Origin of the sequence: Citrobacter sp. S46_ASV_140, from assembly GCF_018919545.1 — a bacterium.
GTDB lineage: Bacteria > Pseudomonadota > Gammaproteobacteria > Enterobacterales > Enterobacteriaceae > Citrobacter > Citrobacter braakii.
In genome coordinates, this window is record NZ_JAHLRC010000030.1 from 17,771 (window position 1) to 33,396 (window position 15,626).

The 15,626-nt window shown below is 51.7% G+C and carries 14 protein-coding genes; 1 reads left to right on the forward strand and 13 read right to left on the reverse strand.

Annotation, left to right across the window (positions count from 1 at the left end; all coding sequences use genetic code 11):
• Positions 1-2: 2 nt before the first annotated feature.
• The 10 genes from gmd to KQJ19_RS10520 form a co-directional block, all read right to left on the reverse strand.
• The gene (gene gmd, locus KQJ19_RS10475; protein WP_016156920.1) at positions 3-1,124 is read right to left on the reverse strand and encodes a GDP-mannose 4,6-dehydratase; all 1,122 of its coding nucleotides are present in this window, start codon (positions 1,122-1,124) and stop codon (positions 3-5) included.
• A 24-nt stretch (positions 1,125-1,148) separates the two neighbouring features.
• Positions 1,149-1,703, reverse strand: a complete 555-nt coding sequence (gene wcaF / locus KQJ19_RS10480) for a colanic acid biosynthesis acetyltransferase WcaF (protein WP_016153587.1) — start codon at positions 1,701-1,703, stop codon at positions 1,149-1,151.
• Between the two features lie 9 nt (positions 1,704-1,712).
• The gene (gene wcaE, locus KQJ19_RS10485; protein ID WP_049270706.1) at positions 1,713-2,459 is read right to left on the reverse strand and encodes a colanic acid biosynthesis glycosyltransferase WcaE; all 747 of its coding nucleotides are present in this window, start codon (positions 2,457-2,459) and stop codon (positions 1,713-1,715) included.
• 5 nt (positions 2,460-2,464) lie between these two features.
• Positions 2,465-3,682 (reverse strand): colanic acid polymerase WcaD, encoded by a 1,218-nt coding sequence (gene wcaD / locus KQJ19_RS10490; RefSeq protein WP_216403636.1) that lies wholly within the window; start codon positions 3,680-3,682, stop codon positions 2,465-2,467.
• On the reverse strand, positions 3,657-4,874 hold the full coding sequence (gene wcaC / locus KQJ19_RS10495; protein ID WP_216403637.1) for a colanic acid biosynthesis glycosyltransferase WcaC: 1,218 nt from the start codon (positions 4,872-4,874) through the stop codon (positions 3,657-3,659). The genes wcaD and wcaC overlap by 26 nt, the downstream gene beginning before the upstream one ends.
• Positions 4,871-5,359, reverse strand: coding sequence for a colanic acid biosynthesis acetyltransferase WcaB (wcaB, locus tag KQJ19_RS10500; RefSeq protein ID WP_016156923.1), 489 nt, complete (start codon positions 5,357-5,359; stop codon positions 4,871-4,873). Before wcaB ends, wcaC begins: the two co-directional genes overlap by 4 nt.
• A gap of 2 nt (positions 5,360-5,361) precedes the next feature.
• A complete protein-coding gene (gene wcaA / locus KQJ19_RS10505) occupies positions 5,362-6,204 on the reverse strand; it encodes a colanic acid biosynthesis glycosyltransferase WcaA (RefSeq protein ID WP_016153592.1) in 843 nt (280 codons plus the stop codon).
• A gap of 120 nt (positions 6,205-6,324) precedes the next feature.
• Positions 6,325-8,487: a tyrosine-protein kinase Wzc gene (wzc, locus tag KQJ19_RS10510; RefSeq protein ID WP_016156924.1), complete on the reverse strand. Its 2,163-nt coding sequence runs from the start codon at positions 8,485-8,487 to the stop codon at positions 6,325-6,327.
• The gene (gene wzb / locus KQJ19_RS10515; protein WP_016156925.1) at positions 8,484-8,933 is read right to left on the reverse strand and encodes a low molecular weight protein-tyrosine-phosphatase Wzb; all 450 of its coding nucleotides are present in this window, start codon (positions 8,931-8,933) and stop codon (positions 8,484-8,486) included. The genes wzc and wzb overlap by 4 nt, the downstream gene beginning before the upstream one ends.
• 5 nt (positions 8,934-8,938) lie before the next feature.
• Positions 8,939-10,078, reverse strand: a complete 1,140-nt coding sequence (locus KQJ19_RS10520; RefSeq protein ID WP_047499630.1) for a polysaccharide export protein — start codon at positions 10,076-10,078, stop codon at positions 8,939-8,941.
• Positions 10,079-10,732: 654 nt separating this feature from the next.
• Here KQJ19_RS10520 and KQJ19_RS10525 point away from each other — a divergent pair.
• Positions 10,733-12,316, forward strand: a complete 1,584-nt coding sequence (locus tag KQJ19_RS10525; RefSeq protein ID WP_019077138.1) for a TerC family protein — start codon at positions 10,733-10,735, stop codon at positions 12,314-12,316.
• Positions 12,317-12,360: 44 nt separating this feature from the next.
• Here the strand turns inward: KQJ19_RS10525 and asmA are convergent, their stop codons facing one another.
• From asmA to udk, 3 genes are all read right to left on the reverse strand, one after another.
• Entirely contained in the window at positions 12,361-14,211 is a 1,851-nt protein-coding gene (gene asmA, locus KQJ19_RS10530) for an outer membrane assembly protein AsmA (protein ID WP_047501043.1), read from the reverse strand.
• Positions 14,212-14,236: 25 nt separating this feature from the next.
• A complete protein-coding gene (dcd, locus tag KQJ19_RS10535; RefSeq protein ID WP_016153598.1) occupies positions 14,237-14,818 on the reverse strand; it encodes a dCTP deaminase in 582 nt (193 codons plus the stop codon).
• A 91-nt stretch (positions 14,819-14,909) separates the two neighbouring features.
• Complete coding sequence (gene udk / locus KQJ19_RS10540; protein WP_003036776.1) at positions 14,910-15,551, reverse strand: uridine kinase; 642 nt, start codon at positions 15,549-15,551, stop codon at positions 14,910-14,912.
• Positions 15,552-15,626 lie beyond the last annotated feature (75 nt).

Genomic DNA, 15,626 nt, shown 5'->3' on the forward strand with positions numbered 1-15,626 from the left:
CCTCAGTACTCCAGCGCGATGGCTACCTCGTAACCGTGCGACTTCAGCAGGGAATGCTTCTTCGCTGCTTCAAGATCGTTGGCAACCATTTCCGAGATCATCTGGCGCAACGTGATTTCCGGCTTCCAGCCCAGTTTTTCATGTGCTTTGGCCGGATCGCCCAGCAGCGTTTCCACCTCTGCCGGACGGAAATAGCGCGGATCGACGGCAATCATGACATCCCCAGGTTTCACACCCGGCGCGTCGTGTCCGGTTACGGAAACCACAATGCCTTTCTCATTCACGCCCTCGCCTTCAAAGCGCAATTTAATCCCCAACTGAGCGGCGGCCATTTCCACAAACTGGCGCACGGAATACTGCACGCCGGTGGCAATCACGAAATCTTCCGGCTTGTCCTGCTGCAGCATCATCCACTGCATCCTGACGTAATCTTTGGCATGCCCCCAGTCACGCAGCGAATCCATATTGCCCAGGTACAGGCAAGACTCCAGCCCCTGCGCGATGTTGGCGATCGCACGCGTAATTTTGCGCGTGACAAAGGTTTCGCCGCGGCGCGGAGATTCGTGGTTAAACAGAATGCCGTTACAGGCATACATACCGTAAGATTCGCGGTAGTTGACGGTTATCCAGTAGGCGTACAGCTTGGCAACGGCATACGGCGAGCGCGGGTAGAACGGCGTGCTCTCTTTCTGCGGGATTTCCTGTACCAGGCCGTACAGTTCAGAGGTGGAAGCCTGATAAAAACGGGTCTTCTTTTCCAGGCCGAGGAAGCGGATAGCTTCCAGCAAACGCAAGGTGCCGATAGCATCGACATCCGCGGTGTATTCCGGTGAATCAAACGACACCGCGACATGACTCATGGCGCCGAGGTTATAGACCTCATCCGGTTGCACTTCCTGTAAAATACGGGTCAGGTTGGAGGAGTCCGTCAAATCGCCATAGTGCAGATGGAATTTGGGATTGCCCGAATGCGGATCCTGATAGATGTGGTCCACACGTTCGGTGTTGAATGATGAAGCGCGGCGCTTAATACCGTGCACTTCATACCCTTTTTCCAGCAGGAACTCTGCCAGGTAAGAACCATCCTGCCCGGTTACGCCAGTGATGAGAGCGACTTTTGACATGTTATTACCTCTTAAATGATCCCCTCAGGGAGTAACTTTCTCGACGCGTTCGCGTGTGACTATTGCGGGATTTCCCCGACAAACGACATTGGCTGGCAGCGATTTAAATACACTGCTGCGTGCTCCGACGACGGTGCCATCGCCAATCGTCACGCCAGGCGCGACAAAGACATCTGTCGCCAGCCAGCATTTATCACCAACTACAATTGGTGTGGCGTTAATATCAAAATGTTGACTGGCATAATCATGACTCCCGGTGCATAAATAACTTTTTTGCGAAATAACCGCGTGCGCACCAATCGTAATATCACCCAGCGTATATAAAACCGCGTCATCACCCACCCAGGAATAATCTCCCAGGGTTAATTTCCACGGATAAGTAATTTTTACTGAAGGTCGAATAACTACGTTTTTTCCTATTTTTGCGCCAAACATTCGCAATAAAAACGCACGCCAGCGATACATTACCTGTGGGGACCAGCGAAATAATGTGGCTTGCACTGCCCACCATAATTGCACTTTAATGGCACCGCCGCCGCGAAAACCTCCCGGCACGTTGAAGCCGCTTAAATCCTGCATAATGTACCCTTACGCTTTTCCATATAAGGTTTTTGTTTTACCGGTTGTGCGCAGACGTAAATATTCTGACAACCCGGTCCAAAACCCTGGCATGTGTAATATCTGGCGCTGTACCTTTTTTGCATCCCGGCACAATTCCAGATTATTCGTCGTTGACACCCCACCCATGGAAAACTCTGACACCAGCCCGCTCAGCTTTTTAAACGCGTAACCTGACTTGTATAATTTGGCTGCCAGTGCGTAATCAGACGATATCTTATATTGCAAATCATAGCGCCAGACATTCAGTCCAGAGAGAGGAAAGAAGATGGCCTGATGGCTGGCGGGAAGGCTGTGATAAATATACCAACCCGGCTTGGCCCGCCGCTTAATTTTGTTACCATTACCGAAATCCAGCAACGCATCGCCAATGACCATCGCTTTATCGCTCTGCGTTTTTAGCTGGCGGATAAAATGAGCCGCATCTGCATGCAGAATATCCCCGGAGTTGAGGAACAGCGCAAACCGCCCGCGCGCCATAGCGATACCTTTGTTCATTGCATCATAGATGCCCTTATCCGGCTCGCTGACAAACCGTAACCGGTGCTCTCCACTGAGCCCTTCAAGAAAGGCCGAGGTACCGTCAGAAGAGCCGCCATCAACAACAATCCACTCAAAACTGATATCACCCGCCTGCGTCAGATGAGCTAACGACGCGTGAGTTTTGACGATCCCTTCCAGATTACGAAAGGCGACGGTAATAATACTGAGCAGCATGCGTTCTACCTCGCTATATTCAGTGCCTTGCGCAAAATAAACGGACATACAATTAAAAATGCGTATTCCGGACTAAATACTGAACCTGTAAAAAACAGCGACAGCGGCGTAAAAAGATAAAGCTGCACCCGATAATTCTGATTATCACCAAACGCATTGATCATCATCTTCATGACTTTCCCCATGTACCACAGGGCTAATATCACCGCGAGCCATGAGAAATAAATAATCAGCAGATACAAGCCATTGTCTATCGTTTTACCAACATCTGCACCGTTAAAAATTCCGAATGACGCAACATATTCATAAAGTGAGCCGAATCTCACTACCCCATCAACGTTAAGTAACGAATAACCGACCATTACTAATGGTCCCACGATACGATAATACGATGATGAGCCTTCAGTTCCTAAATCTCCAAGCCGTGTCGCGATGTACGGAAACGCAAATATCACACCAACAACAAACACGCTTAATGAGATTATCGCCAGCGGCAACTTCTTTTTTATCGCATCTTTATTCAGATACTGGAACGCCCACTCCAGGAGGTAAAACAAAATAAATGTCATTACCCCTGAAAACGATCCTGATAATATTATCCCTGCCAGAATCATAGCATCGGACTTAGGCGTTTTGATACCAAACTGTTTGATACTGAGCCAAATTGAGATTAACGCCAGAGCGAAGAATGCCGGTTCGAAATAGAGTGCAGTGGTACGCTTCCCACCAAACTTAATAAAGTTCAGAACATAGCTATTACTGTAAATAAGATATTTCGAAATAACTTCCATTAAACTGCTGCCGCCACTAAGAATTATCTGCGCCATTTCCACCGCAGCTAACCCCACCACCAGGCCCACAACCAGCCAGAAAAAACGCAAGATCTTAATGTAGTTATGCGGCGAAATGGTTTTGAAGCGAATACTCCACACCATACCGATAATCACCACGGTATAGACAAACAGCATTGCGGACGTCACGTACTTGCTGGCATCCAGTGATTGTCCGAACAGATAGTTAAACGCCGTCAGTCCGCCTCCTACGCCCAGCGCAATCATTAATTTTTTAATATTGATGCGCTCGACAAACAGCAACAGCAGAACGGGCAAAAACGTGACGATAGTTATCGGGAAGCTCTCGCCAAGCTGGGCGAGTTTGACGTTAACCAGCAGATAAAGCAGCGGTAGCACCAGATAGCTACAGATTCTGATAGAACGAGACATACTCCTCCAGCATCTGTTGCCCACTATATGCCACCCGGCTGCGCTGGCTGAACGCGGCAAGCGACGTGTCAAATACCGCCTGCGCAATGTCTGATCTTTTCAGTTGCACCAGGTGCAAAACGTCCGCTTCGCTGAACGTTTTGCCGCCCGATTTCGCCAGCACTTCCTGCGCGGCATCGCTATGCGTAGCAATAACCGGTACGCCGATGGAAAGCGCTTCACACAGAATCAGCGGGTAGTTATCAACGCGCGAGCTGAACACCAGCCCATCCATCTCGTTAAGCGCGCTCATCAACGTGCGCTTATCGCTCTCAAACCCGTGATTGATGACGTTATCCCCGACAAACGGAGAAAATTTGCCGAAGGTATGCAGCTCAATTTTGTCTCCGAGCGCAATCATCGCTCGCACCAGTTGCTGACTGGTTTTTCCGTCATAGCGCAGGTCATGGGCCACCACGGCGATTTTCGGTCTGCCGCTTTCCTCATGCTTAGCGGGAAGTTCGGCAAGAATGGCTTCCGTTACCACATCGATGCCGTTGTTAATAATGCGGCAACGACCGGCGCCATACAGACTGTTGAATGCATCGGCCACATGCTGACTGGGCGAGATGAACTGGCAGCCCAGCGCCAGCATGGCGCGAAACATCTGCCGTTTACCAGGCAACTGTTGATGGGCTTTATCGATTTTTACCGGCGGATAGTTACTGAGCGTTGGACATTTCTGACAGCCCGTTTTCCAGCTTTCGCAGCCATCGGTAAAGGCACAGCGCCCGGTCACGCTCCAGTGATCGTGCAGCGTCCAGACGAAGGTGATATCCGGTTTATGCACCTTCACTTTTTGGCAAAAGGTGACCACCTCTTCCAGATTCAACCAGTAGCTGTGCAACACATGAAAATGCAGTACCAGTGGGCCGGAAGTGCGGGTAACCGTACGGTACAACTTGTCGAGATTGCCAAACATGTCGCGGTTCGCGAAACGAAACAGCGCAATGTTCGCCGCCGACGTCAGACGCGGCGTATGTTTGATAACCTGCGGGTAATTCTCGTGACTGACGCTTTTCTTACCGCCTTTGCCATAGCCGTAGACAAAATGCGACGACAGCCCTTTCTCCAGCGCCCTCAGATGCAAATCTAACGCCACGCCTGCCGCCCCGCCTTCTGCGAGCCGCACATTAAACTGTAATATCTTCATTTTATTACCTTCACCCGTGCCTTCTCGCCCACGACCAGCGTATTGTCCGGGATGCTGTCCACTACGACGCTCCCGGCGCCAATCGTCACGTTATCGCCAATGGCAACGCCGCCAAGCAGAGTGACATTGGCCCCCAGCTCAACGCCGTTACCGATGACCGGACAGGACAGATCGTTGCCGCCAAGATTGCCGATGGTGACGCCATGGCGCAGGGTGAAATCATCCCCCGCCACCACGTGTTTATTGATCACCACCCCATAGCCATGATGGATGGTGAAACGACGACCAATAGATGCAGCGGCCTGGATTTCATAGCCAAACACGCATTCAGTGATAAGGCGATACATCACCAGCACCGGCGCCGCCCACAGGTTGTTCAAGACATTTTTTTTACGCCAGACGGAGCAAAAATGGGCAATCCGATAGGCCACCACCATGCAGCAGGGTCGCAGACTCCAGCCGTTCGCGCGTAAATCTTCCAGCATACTTAGCGTCCTCGCAGTCCGTCGGCCAGGCGCTTACTATTGCGAACAGAAAGCAGCGTCAGCAACGTGCGCCAGTTCATCCGTTTATTGCGGATTTGGTAGAGGGTAAACAGCTGATATTTCTTGCTGGCCCGGTCAAATTTGCCTTTGTGCTTACGGTAGAACTGAAAGTAGCCAGAGAATTTATGCGGGGATGAGGTAATACGCATTTCACCGTGATTCACATGCAGGATCTGCGTTGCCTCTTTTACCTTCCACGGTTTGCCATACGCCACCACCATGCGCAGGAAAATGTCATAATCCTGCGCCGCTTTCAGCGTGGTATCGAACAGGCATGCTTTAAACCGCCAGGCCCAGGTAAACACCTGATTACCAATAATATTGCGCTTATAAAATTTACGGCGTGAATAAACGGCCTTCGGATAGAGCGGCAAACTGGTCGGCTGCGAATATACTTCGCCTTCACAGACATAGTCATTGGCATACAGAAACGCCCGCGTCACCAGATGATGGCGATAATTGAGAAATACGCTCAGGCGGTTCGGCGTCCATTCATCATCATCATCAATACCCGTAATATATTGCCCACTGGCCTGCATGATGGCCTGATTACGCACCGCACAGGCTCCGGAGTTAGTTGGATTACGCGTATACGACACACGCGGATCGTTGAGCTCTTCAACAAATTGCTGCAGTTGCTCATACGAGGAAGAGCAATCATCCACAATGATCATCTCCCAGTGAGGATAGTCCTGGCGCAGTACCGATTTAATCGCCCGGATGGCCAGTTGCTGACGGTTCCAGGTGGGCATATAAATTGAAATTAGCGGGTTGTCTGTCGTCATTTTCGTTTCCCAGATATCCCCGTCATACTTCAAGTTGCATCTGCGTTGGCTTTCCTGCAACTCGAATTATTTAGGGTATAAATATGTTTTTGTGGGCCGCTATCCGGCAATGTTCGTAATCTATTTCGTATCCGAGGTGTACTCGTATTCGTAGTAACCGTAATCCTGATACCCGCTGGCACGGCGGAAGATCGAGTTCAGGATCACCCCTTTCACCTGAATGCCGTTTTGCTCGAAGCGACTCAGGCTGGTTTCCACCTCTTTCAGCGTGTTGACCGCGTAACGCGCCACCATCAGCGTGGTTCCAACGTGACGACCCACGATAGCCGCGTCGGTCACCGCCAGTATTGGCGGGGTATCGATCAGCACCAGGTCATAGTGCGAGCTGGCCCATGCAATCAGTTCGCCAAAGCGTTCACTCATCAGCAGTTCGGAGGGGTTGGGGGGAATTTGTCCGCGAGGGATCAGATCGAAATGTGGAATCGATGTCGGTTTCGCGCTGGATGAGATATCCCCCTTGCCGATGAGGATCTCAGACAGACCGTTAACGTTATTGGTCCCCAGCAGCTCGTGGGTATAACCTTTGCGCATGTCGCAGTCGATCAACAGCACGCGTTTGTTGGTCTGACTAACGACCGCCGCCAGGTTGGCGCAGACAAACGTTTTACCAATTGACGGGCTGACGCCGGTCAGCATCAAGACGTTGTTGCGCGCCTGCATCATGGCAAAGTGCAGGCTGGTACGCAGGCTGCGGACCGCTTCTATCGCAAGATCCGTCGGATTCCCCACTGCCAGCAACTGGCTTTGCTTGTAGCGTTTCACGCCTTTAATGGTTTGCACGTTATCGCGAGCTTTTTGCCATTCTGATAGTGGAATGCTGGCATACACGCTGATGCCATGCTCTTCCAGCGCCTGTGGGCTTTCAATGCCGCGATTAAACAGGGAACGCAGCAGTACGCCCACCACTGAAAGCATCAAACCAAGAATGATGCTGCCGAGAATAATCAGCGTCGTTTTCGGCTTCAGCACGCCTGGCTGGGCAATCGCGGGATCGACGATGCGTACATCTCCGACCGTACTGGCCTCGGTAATCTTCAGCTCCTGCTGCTTGTTCAGCAGTTGCATATAGACCTGCTGGCCGGACTCCACGTCACGCGTCAGGCGGACAATTTCCTGCTGCGTTTTCGGCATCGCCGTTACGCGCCCGTTCAGCTTGCTTTTCTCATCTTCCAGCGCCTGGCGTTTTTCCAGCAAGGTGCGGTACGCAGGGTGCGCTTTGGTGAACAGCTTGGAAATCTCAGCTTCTTTGAAGGTCAGCTCATTAAGCTGCGCATCAATATTCACCATGGAATCCAGCACCGCTTTGGCTTCCAGCGGCAAATCCACGGAGTCTTTGTCCTGACGAAAGGCATTCAGCTTGTTTTCGGCAACGTCCAGCCGGTTACGTACCTCGGGCAACTGCTTTGCCAGAAACGCCAGACTTTTGGCGGCCTCTTCAGATTTACGCTCCACGTTTTGTTGCAGGTAGTTGCGGGTAATACTGTCAAGGATCTGGCGGATTTGCTCGCGGTCTTCGCCGGTAAAGGTCAGGCTCAGTACGCCAGTGTCTTTGCCGGTTTCCGTCACCATCAGATTATTTTGCAGGGTGTTGATCATGCCCAGCGTGGAGAATTTGCTGACGGTAAATTGGCTCTCAGGGCTGGCATGGATAGCCTCGACCAGCATCGTCACGCCGTCATGTTTCAGCACCTGCCCAACCTGCCCCTGGGCGCTAAAACCTCCGTCACTCACCAGCTGATAACTTTTGTCATTCAGCACGCTTAGCGTGAAGGTCTGTTCATTCATTGCCTTTGGCAGCGTGAAAGTCGTCACGTTAACCGTTTCGTTCTGGCGCCCCATCAACCGATCCCAACCCGCGCCAAAAATGGGGAACGTATCTTTGGTAACCGCGATATCCAGGTTGAGATCGTCTACCGTTTTCCCCAATACCAGCCGTGACTGGATGAGCTGAATTTCCGCTTCAGAGGCCGGAGGTTTGTTCGACAACGCCGAGCCAATATCCTGCACCAGTGAATTTCCGGTATTTTGCTCAATTTGCACCAGCGCGTCCGCACTGTAGATCGGAGTGGCAAACAGCGTGTAGACCGCTGCGCATAATGCAAATGCCGCAGTAATACCAAGCACCCACCAGCGGGCTTCCACCACCGTTGCCACCAGACGGCCAATATCAATTTCATCATTGCCCGTTACCGGCGCAGCAGACTGTTTTACTTTTTCTGTCATTGTTTTCCCTGCTCTGCGTTCAATGCCTGAGCCCATTGGCGTGCAGACCGTTCAAGTAATGCGTACACCGCGTCAAACGCATCACGACTTTTACGATACGGATCGGGAATTTCGCGCTCGCTGTCCCAGTGACCAAACAGCATCACTTTGCCGCGCATCTCCGGCACCATTTCACACAGGGCAGAGATATGGCGTTTTTCCATGGTCAGGATCAGGTCATACTCCCGGCACATTCGTCCCGAGATCTGCCGGGCACAATGATTCTCCAGTGACAGGTTGTGCGCCTGCGCCACGCTGATGGCGCACGGGTCCGCGCCTTTGCCTACCAACGCCCCGAGGCCGGCAGAAGAGACCGTCAGCGCCGGGTGAAATTGCCTTAACAAGCGCTCTGCCGTCGGAGAGCGGCAAATGTTCCCCACACAGACAACTAAGATTTTGTTAAACATGACGATTACCAGTTGTGAAGGTCGCTGGCCGTGTCCGTCATATAGCGAACACCGCTGATAGTCGGCAGCAACTGATTGATCAAACGGTTCCAGCGAGCAACCGGCGCGGTAGTGACGTACACCACATCGTATGGCTGGAGTCGGAATGACGTCGCCATCACCAGCGATGTCGCATCGGACATATCAAGCTGATAGATATTGGCAATCTTGCCGTTGTTCCCGCCCTCGCCTTTCAATGGACGAATAACGAAAATGCCGCTGGCATTGGAGGTGGTCAGGTCAATACCTTCCGCGTTGCCGAGCGCTTCGGTGAGCGTCATGCCGCTGAAGTCCATTTTGAGGGTGCTCTGTTTTTTCACTTCCCCCATTACGAAGACTTTCAAATCGTCATTACGCGGAACAAACAGGATGTCGCCAGGATAGAGCAGACGGTTCTGGCTCAGGTCGCCATTTTGCATTAGCGCTTGCAGTGAAATACGTTGCTCCTGACCTTTATGAGTCAGTACAACGTTGCGCCAGTCTGCCGCCTCGGTGAGACCGCCTGCGGCGTTAATGGCATCGAGAATGGTAAGCGGCACGTTGGTGATGGCCTGCTGGCCGGATTTGTTCACCTGCCCGGAGACATAGGCCTTCTGCGAACGGAAAGCGGCGATATTAACGTCCACCTGCGGGTCAGCAATGTACTTCGCTAAGCGCCCGGTAATATCACTACGAATTTCGGCCAACGTTTTCCCTGACACGCTAACTTTGCCGATGTAGGGGTAAAACATGGTGCCATCAGGCTGCACCCAGTTGCCGGCATCACTTGAGCTACGATACTGCCCGGCCGGCGTGGTGAGTTCAGGATGATCCCAGACGGTAACATTCAGGACATCGCCCGGGCCGACCCGGTACTGATACCCGGAAATCTCCTGGTCGAGAGACATATTAGGCTGCGCAACATTTGGTCGGGGACGTAATTGTTCGACCAGTCGTGGGGTGAGTGGATAAACATTCACCATGCGATCGATATCAAAATCAGCGTCCTGCTGTTTAATCACATCTTTGCCCATCGTAGACATATTGCTGCCCGGAAGCACGGTACAACCGTTTATCAAGATTACCGATACCAATACAGGCATCAATTTAAGTTTGGATTTCATCATTGATTATTTATCACTTTGGCAGAGTAATTATCACGTGCGATCTAAATAGCGACTTCGCCTGTACGCATTTACCTTGCCGTTAATTGAAAAGGAATTTAACTGGCATCTGTCCTAAAAAAAATGAATTCATCTGCGGTCTCTTGACAGAATAATTTAGGCTCGTCTCAGGCGACCAGACACGCTACCGCCCCTGGCTTCATTAGCTACCAATGCACTGATTAATTTAAATTTTTATCTTCCCCTTTATTTTCATCACATTCACAGCGGGAACGCATCAGGAATAGCGCCGCTGGTTGATAAGGAAATATTTATCTTTTGATTATTACCGGAGGAATTGTTGCAGCTAAGCGAATATCAGGCAAGGTAACAAGTTACCGACAACTTGCTTTTAAGATTAATATTAAGCGTTGAATTTGTATATTTTTAGGATTTTATTGATATTGACAACATTAATATATAAATATCCCACCTGCGATATTTCTTAAAGAGCTTTGGATTAATAATATTATTTCCTGTAGTTACATTAAGGCTAATATCCCGTACCTGGTTGTAATAGGCTACAGAGAAATCCCTCCTCGCCATTGCATTTTTCGCCAGTTTTACCCATGATCGAATTGTGACAATTGTCATACAACTATGGGTATAGCATTTACTATGGAATGGATTGCCGATCCGTCAATCTGGGCCGGACTCGTCACGCTAATCGTGATCGAACTTGTTCTTGGCATTGATAATCTTGTTTTTATTGCCATCCTCGCGGAGAAACTGCCTCCTGCCCAGCGGGATAAGGCGCGTATTACCGGGCTACTGCTGGCGATGGTCATGCGCCTGCTGCTGTTGGCATCAATATCATGGCTGGTAACGCTGACCACGCCGCTGTTCAGCATTCGCGGCCTGAGCTTCAGCGCGCGCGATCTGATCATGCTGTTCGGCGGTTTCTTCCTGCTGTTTAAAGCCACCATGGAGCTAAACGAACGGCTGGAAGGCAAAGACAGCGAGAACCCGACCCAGCGTAAAGGCGCTAAGTTCTGGGGCGTCGTCGCGCAAATAGTCGTGCTGGACGCCATCTTCTCCCTGGATTCCGTCATTACCGCCGTGGGGATGGTCGATCACCTGGCAGTAATGATGGCTGCGGTGATTATTGCCATCAGCCTGATGGTGCTTGCCAGCAAGTCGCTGACGCGCTTTGTCAACAGCCATCCCACTATCGTCATTCTGTGCCTGAGCTTCTTGCTGATGATTGGTTTCAGCCTAGTCGCCGATGGGTTTGGTTTCCATATTCCGAAAGGTTACCTGTACGCCGCCATCGGCTTCTCGGTCATGATAGAAGCATTAAACCAGTTGGCTATCTTTAACCGCCGTCGCTTCCTGTCAGCCAACCATACCCTGCGCCAGCGCACCGCCGAGGCGGTAATGCGACTGCTGAGCGGGCAAAAAGAAGACGCCGAACTGGATGCCGAAACCGCGGCAATGCTGGCAGACCATCATGAAGGCCAAATTTTTGCCCCTCAGGAACGGCGGATGATTGAACGTGTGCTGAACCTTAATCAGCGTACGGTCAGCAGCATCATGACCTCGCGCCATGATATTGAGCACATCGACCTCAATGCGCCGGAAACAGAAATCCGCGCTTTGCTGGAAAAAAACCAGCATACGCGTCTGGTGGTCACCGGCGAAGATGAGCAGGAAGACTTGCTGGGCGTGGTGCATGTCATCGACCTGCTACAGCAATCTCTTCGCGGCGAGCCGCTCGACTTACGCGTCTTGATTCGCCAGCCGTTGGTGTTCCCGGAAACTCTGCCGCTGCTTCCGGCGCTTGAGCAGTTCCGTAACGCCCGGACGCACTTCGCTTTTGTGGCCGATGAATTTGGGTCAGTTGAAGGGATTGTAACGCTCAGTGACGTGATGGAAACCATCGCCGGTAACCTGCCAAATGAGGTAGAGGAGATTGACGCCCGCCATGACATTCAGAAAAACGCGGATGGTTCATGGACCGCTAACGGACACATGCCGCTGGAAGATCTGGTGCAGTACGTGCCTATCCCGTTAGATGATAAGCGTGAATATCACACCATTGCCGGACTGTTAATGGAGTATTTGCAGCGCATCCCGAAAACCGGGGAGGAAGTTCAGGTTGGCGACTATCGACTAAAAACCCTGCAGGTGGAAAATCATCGCGTGCAAAAAGTCCAACTGATACCGCTGCACAGTGAAGAAGAGATGGATTACGAGGTGTAAATCACGAGCCGGAGGCGGCATCAACCGCCATCCGGCAATATGAATCAGAGTTTATCCAGCAACTTTTTAACATCTTTACCGTTGCGGGAGTCTTTATTGCGATCGGCCCAGTCGTTAAGGCGACGTTTCGCTTCATCCTGCAAATGCTTACGCAAAATCTGGTCGACCTGCAGACTGTAGTTTAGCGCCTGCCACTGACCGTAGACTCTGAGAGGAACCGGGGTAGCCTTCAGGAAGTTAATCAGCTTACTTTCGCCATCCCAGCCGCCCAGCACGCGAATGTTAAACAGCGTGTCGCAATTCAGCTTCACCAGATCCAGCGTTCCCTTGCCGGTCAGCGCCAGCATCGCCGACTCACCCGCCATGTTATCCAGCGTAACCTCGCCGTTATCCAGCGTCATATCGGTTACAAAATGATCCAACCGGGTCACGTTATCCAGGTTTTGCTGAGCTTTAACATCCCCACCGCTACGTTCGACGGCCTGTTGTATCATCTGCTGGAAGTTCATTCCTTCCATTCGCGTATCGCTCATTTCGACATGGGCCTGCCCTTGCCAGCTATGACGAAACGCCTGGGCATCAATATCTGAGCCAGAGAAATCCCCTGCCAGTGACAGCTTACCGGTGAGGGCGATGGGGTAGTCGAAGGCTTTCAGGATAGTACCAATTTCTACGCCTTCCAGGCGCGGATGGAAGACCGCTCGCGGCTGTCCTTTTCTGGCATCCAGCATACCAGGAAGCGACACCAGCCCACCGTCACTTTTCCCCTGCAACTGCGTAACGTTCAACAAGCCGAACTGGTTGTCAATTTTTGCCGAGACATTGTCAAACGCCATTTTCCGCCACAGCACTTTGTCAGCTTGCAACGCGATGTCTGCCGAAAATCCCTTCAGTCCCTGATACGAAACGGCATCAACTTGAGAAGCAATAACGGGGCGCGCCAGCGTTGACTGACTCTGACCTTGCTGAACCTCACCGTTCGTCGTCACAGCCTCACGTTGTACGAGCAGATTGTCCAGATTGAGCTGACCAAACTTCAGGTCGACGGCCCATTCTGGTTTATCCAACAATGTCACATGAGCTTGCCCGGCGAGAGAGCTGTCGTTAGCGGTCAAATGAATCTGGCTAAACGCGAGCTGTTTTTTCTCTTCCAGCCACTGCGCCTGAAACTGTCCCTGGCCTTTGATCCCCTGCGCCGGTAGATCGGCCCCCTGCAATTGCCAGCTTAGCTGCTCAATATTCGCGGATAAGTTATGCGGATAGTCGGAGGCATCAACGCTGCCGTTGAAGGATAACGCGAGGTCACGCTGATCGCGGTTAACGCGCCCGGAGAAATCAAACGTGCCGCGGTGCTGGTTATCCTGTTCCATATCCAGACGAATATCGCGAACCGTGACCTGTTCATCGTCTTCATGCTGGAATACCAGAACGCTATCGGCAACACGCAGGCGGGCAATATCAAACGACCATCCTCTGTCTTCAGCCAGGTCGGGCAACGTATTGTCTTTTGGGGCAACGGGCGCATCTTTGCCGCGCACCGCTTCAGTTTGCGGGGTCAGTTGAATCACCGCGCCTTTGAGCATCACCTGCTTCACGCTGAGCTGGTGACTCAACAGGGGCCACAACGCGACGTCAAGACGCATATTGTCGGCACGAATCAGGGGTTCGCTGGCGCCTTCAGCCGTTAACACCATGCGCCCCGAGAGGATACTCAGCTGAGGCCATACGTGCCAACGCAGAGGGCCATCCAACTGCAGCTGATATCCGCTACGCGCAGCAACCTGCTTGACCATATATGCGCGGAAATCATTCGGATTCACCAACAGAACTAACGCAGAAAAACCGGCCACCAGCACGACCAGTAGAATCATCAGCGTCGTCAGAAATCGTCTCATGCTATCCCCAATGGACTGAAAATACTCAGTCTTTATCGATCCGGCTGGCAACGGCGCCCTGCTGATCGCGATACTTTGCATCCTGACGACGGTTGTAAGGTCGCGCCGCCGGACCGGAAAGCGGTTCGAAGCTTAATGCGCCAATCGGCATGCCAGGACGCAGGGCCAGCGGTAGTTTTCCGGAGTTGTAAAACTCCAGTACGATGCAGCCAGACCAGCCCGGATCGATACGGTGTGCGGTGACGTGTACCATCAGTCCCAGACGCGCCAGCGAAGAGCGGCCATCTAACCAACCCACAAGATCGGAAGGCAGCGTCACGGATTCGAACGTCACTGCCAGCGCCAGTTCGCCCGGATGCAGGAAAAATGCCTCGCCGTCTTTGAGGACGATTTCATCACTCATCACGCGATCCAGCGCGGCGCTGACTTCATCTTTCGGTCCGCTCAGATCGATATACGCCGCCGTATGCCCGCGGAACGTACGGAATTTGTTGCCAAGGCGCACATCTACCGTGGCGCCGTTGATTCGCTCGACAGGAGGGCGTGGATTGATCGACAGACGACCTTGATCCAACCAGGCTTCAATATCTCGGTCACATAAACGCATGGCACTTTCTCCTTTCGTGCTTCAACCCCTTAATGCCAGGTGCATTAAGGGTGAACCAGGTTATCACTGAACGGTACACAATTCGCTGAACTTATTCAAAGAACTGACTGATTTTAGCCTTCAGAATATCGATGGCGATGCGGTTTTTACCCCCGCGCGGCACAATGATGTCGGCGTATTGTTTTGAAGGCTCAATAAATTGCAGGAACATCGGACGGACGGTTTTCTGATATTGCGCCATCACTGAATCCATTGAACGACCACGTTCGTTCACATCGCGCTTGATACGGCGCATCAGGCAAATATCCAGCGGGGTATCAACAAAAATAGAGAAGTTCATCTCATCACGCAAACGCGCATCCGTCAGCAGCAAAATGCCTTCCAGGATGATGACTTTCTTGGGTTCGATATGAATAGTGTCTTGCGTGCGCGTGTGCTCAACGTAGCTGTACACCGGCAGCTCAATGGCACTACCGCGTTTCAGCGTTTGCAGATGTTGGAACAGCAGGCTGTGATCCATCGCGTTCGGATGGTCGTAGTTGGTTTTTACACGCTCTTCCATCGATAGATGGCTTTGATCTTTGTAATAGCTGTCTTCGGGAATAACGCCAATATGTTCGTCACCGACTTGTTCACGCAATTCGCGATAAAGAGTACTGGCAATAAGACTCTTGCCGGAAGCCGATGCGCCGGCAATGCCGATAATGACGCACTGATGGGACTGATCAGTCATAAATTTAGCGACCTGATTAACCTGGATGTTAGGAAGGGCGGCGCCGAAACGCCAAACGCGGCAATTATAGGGATT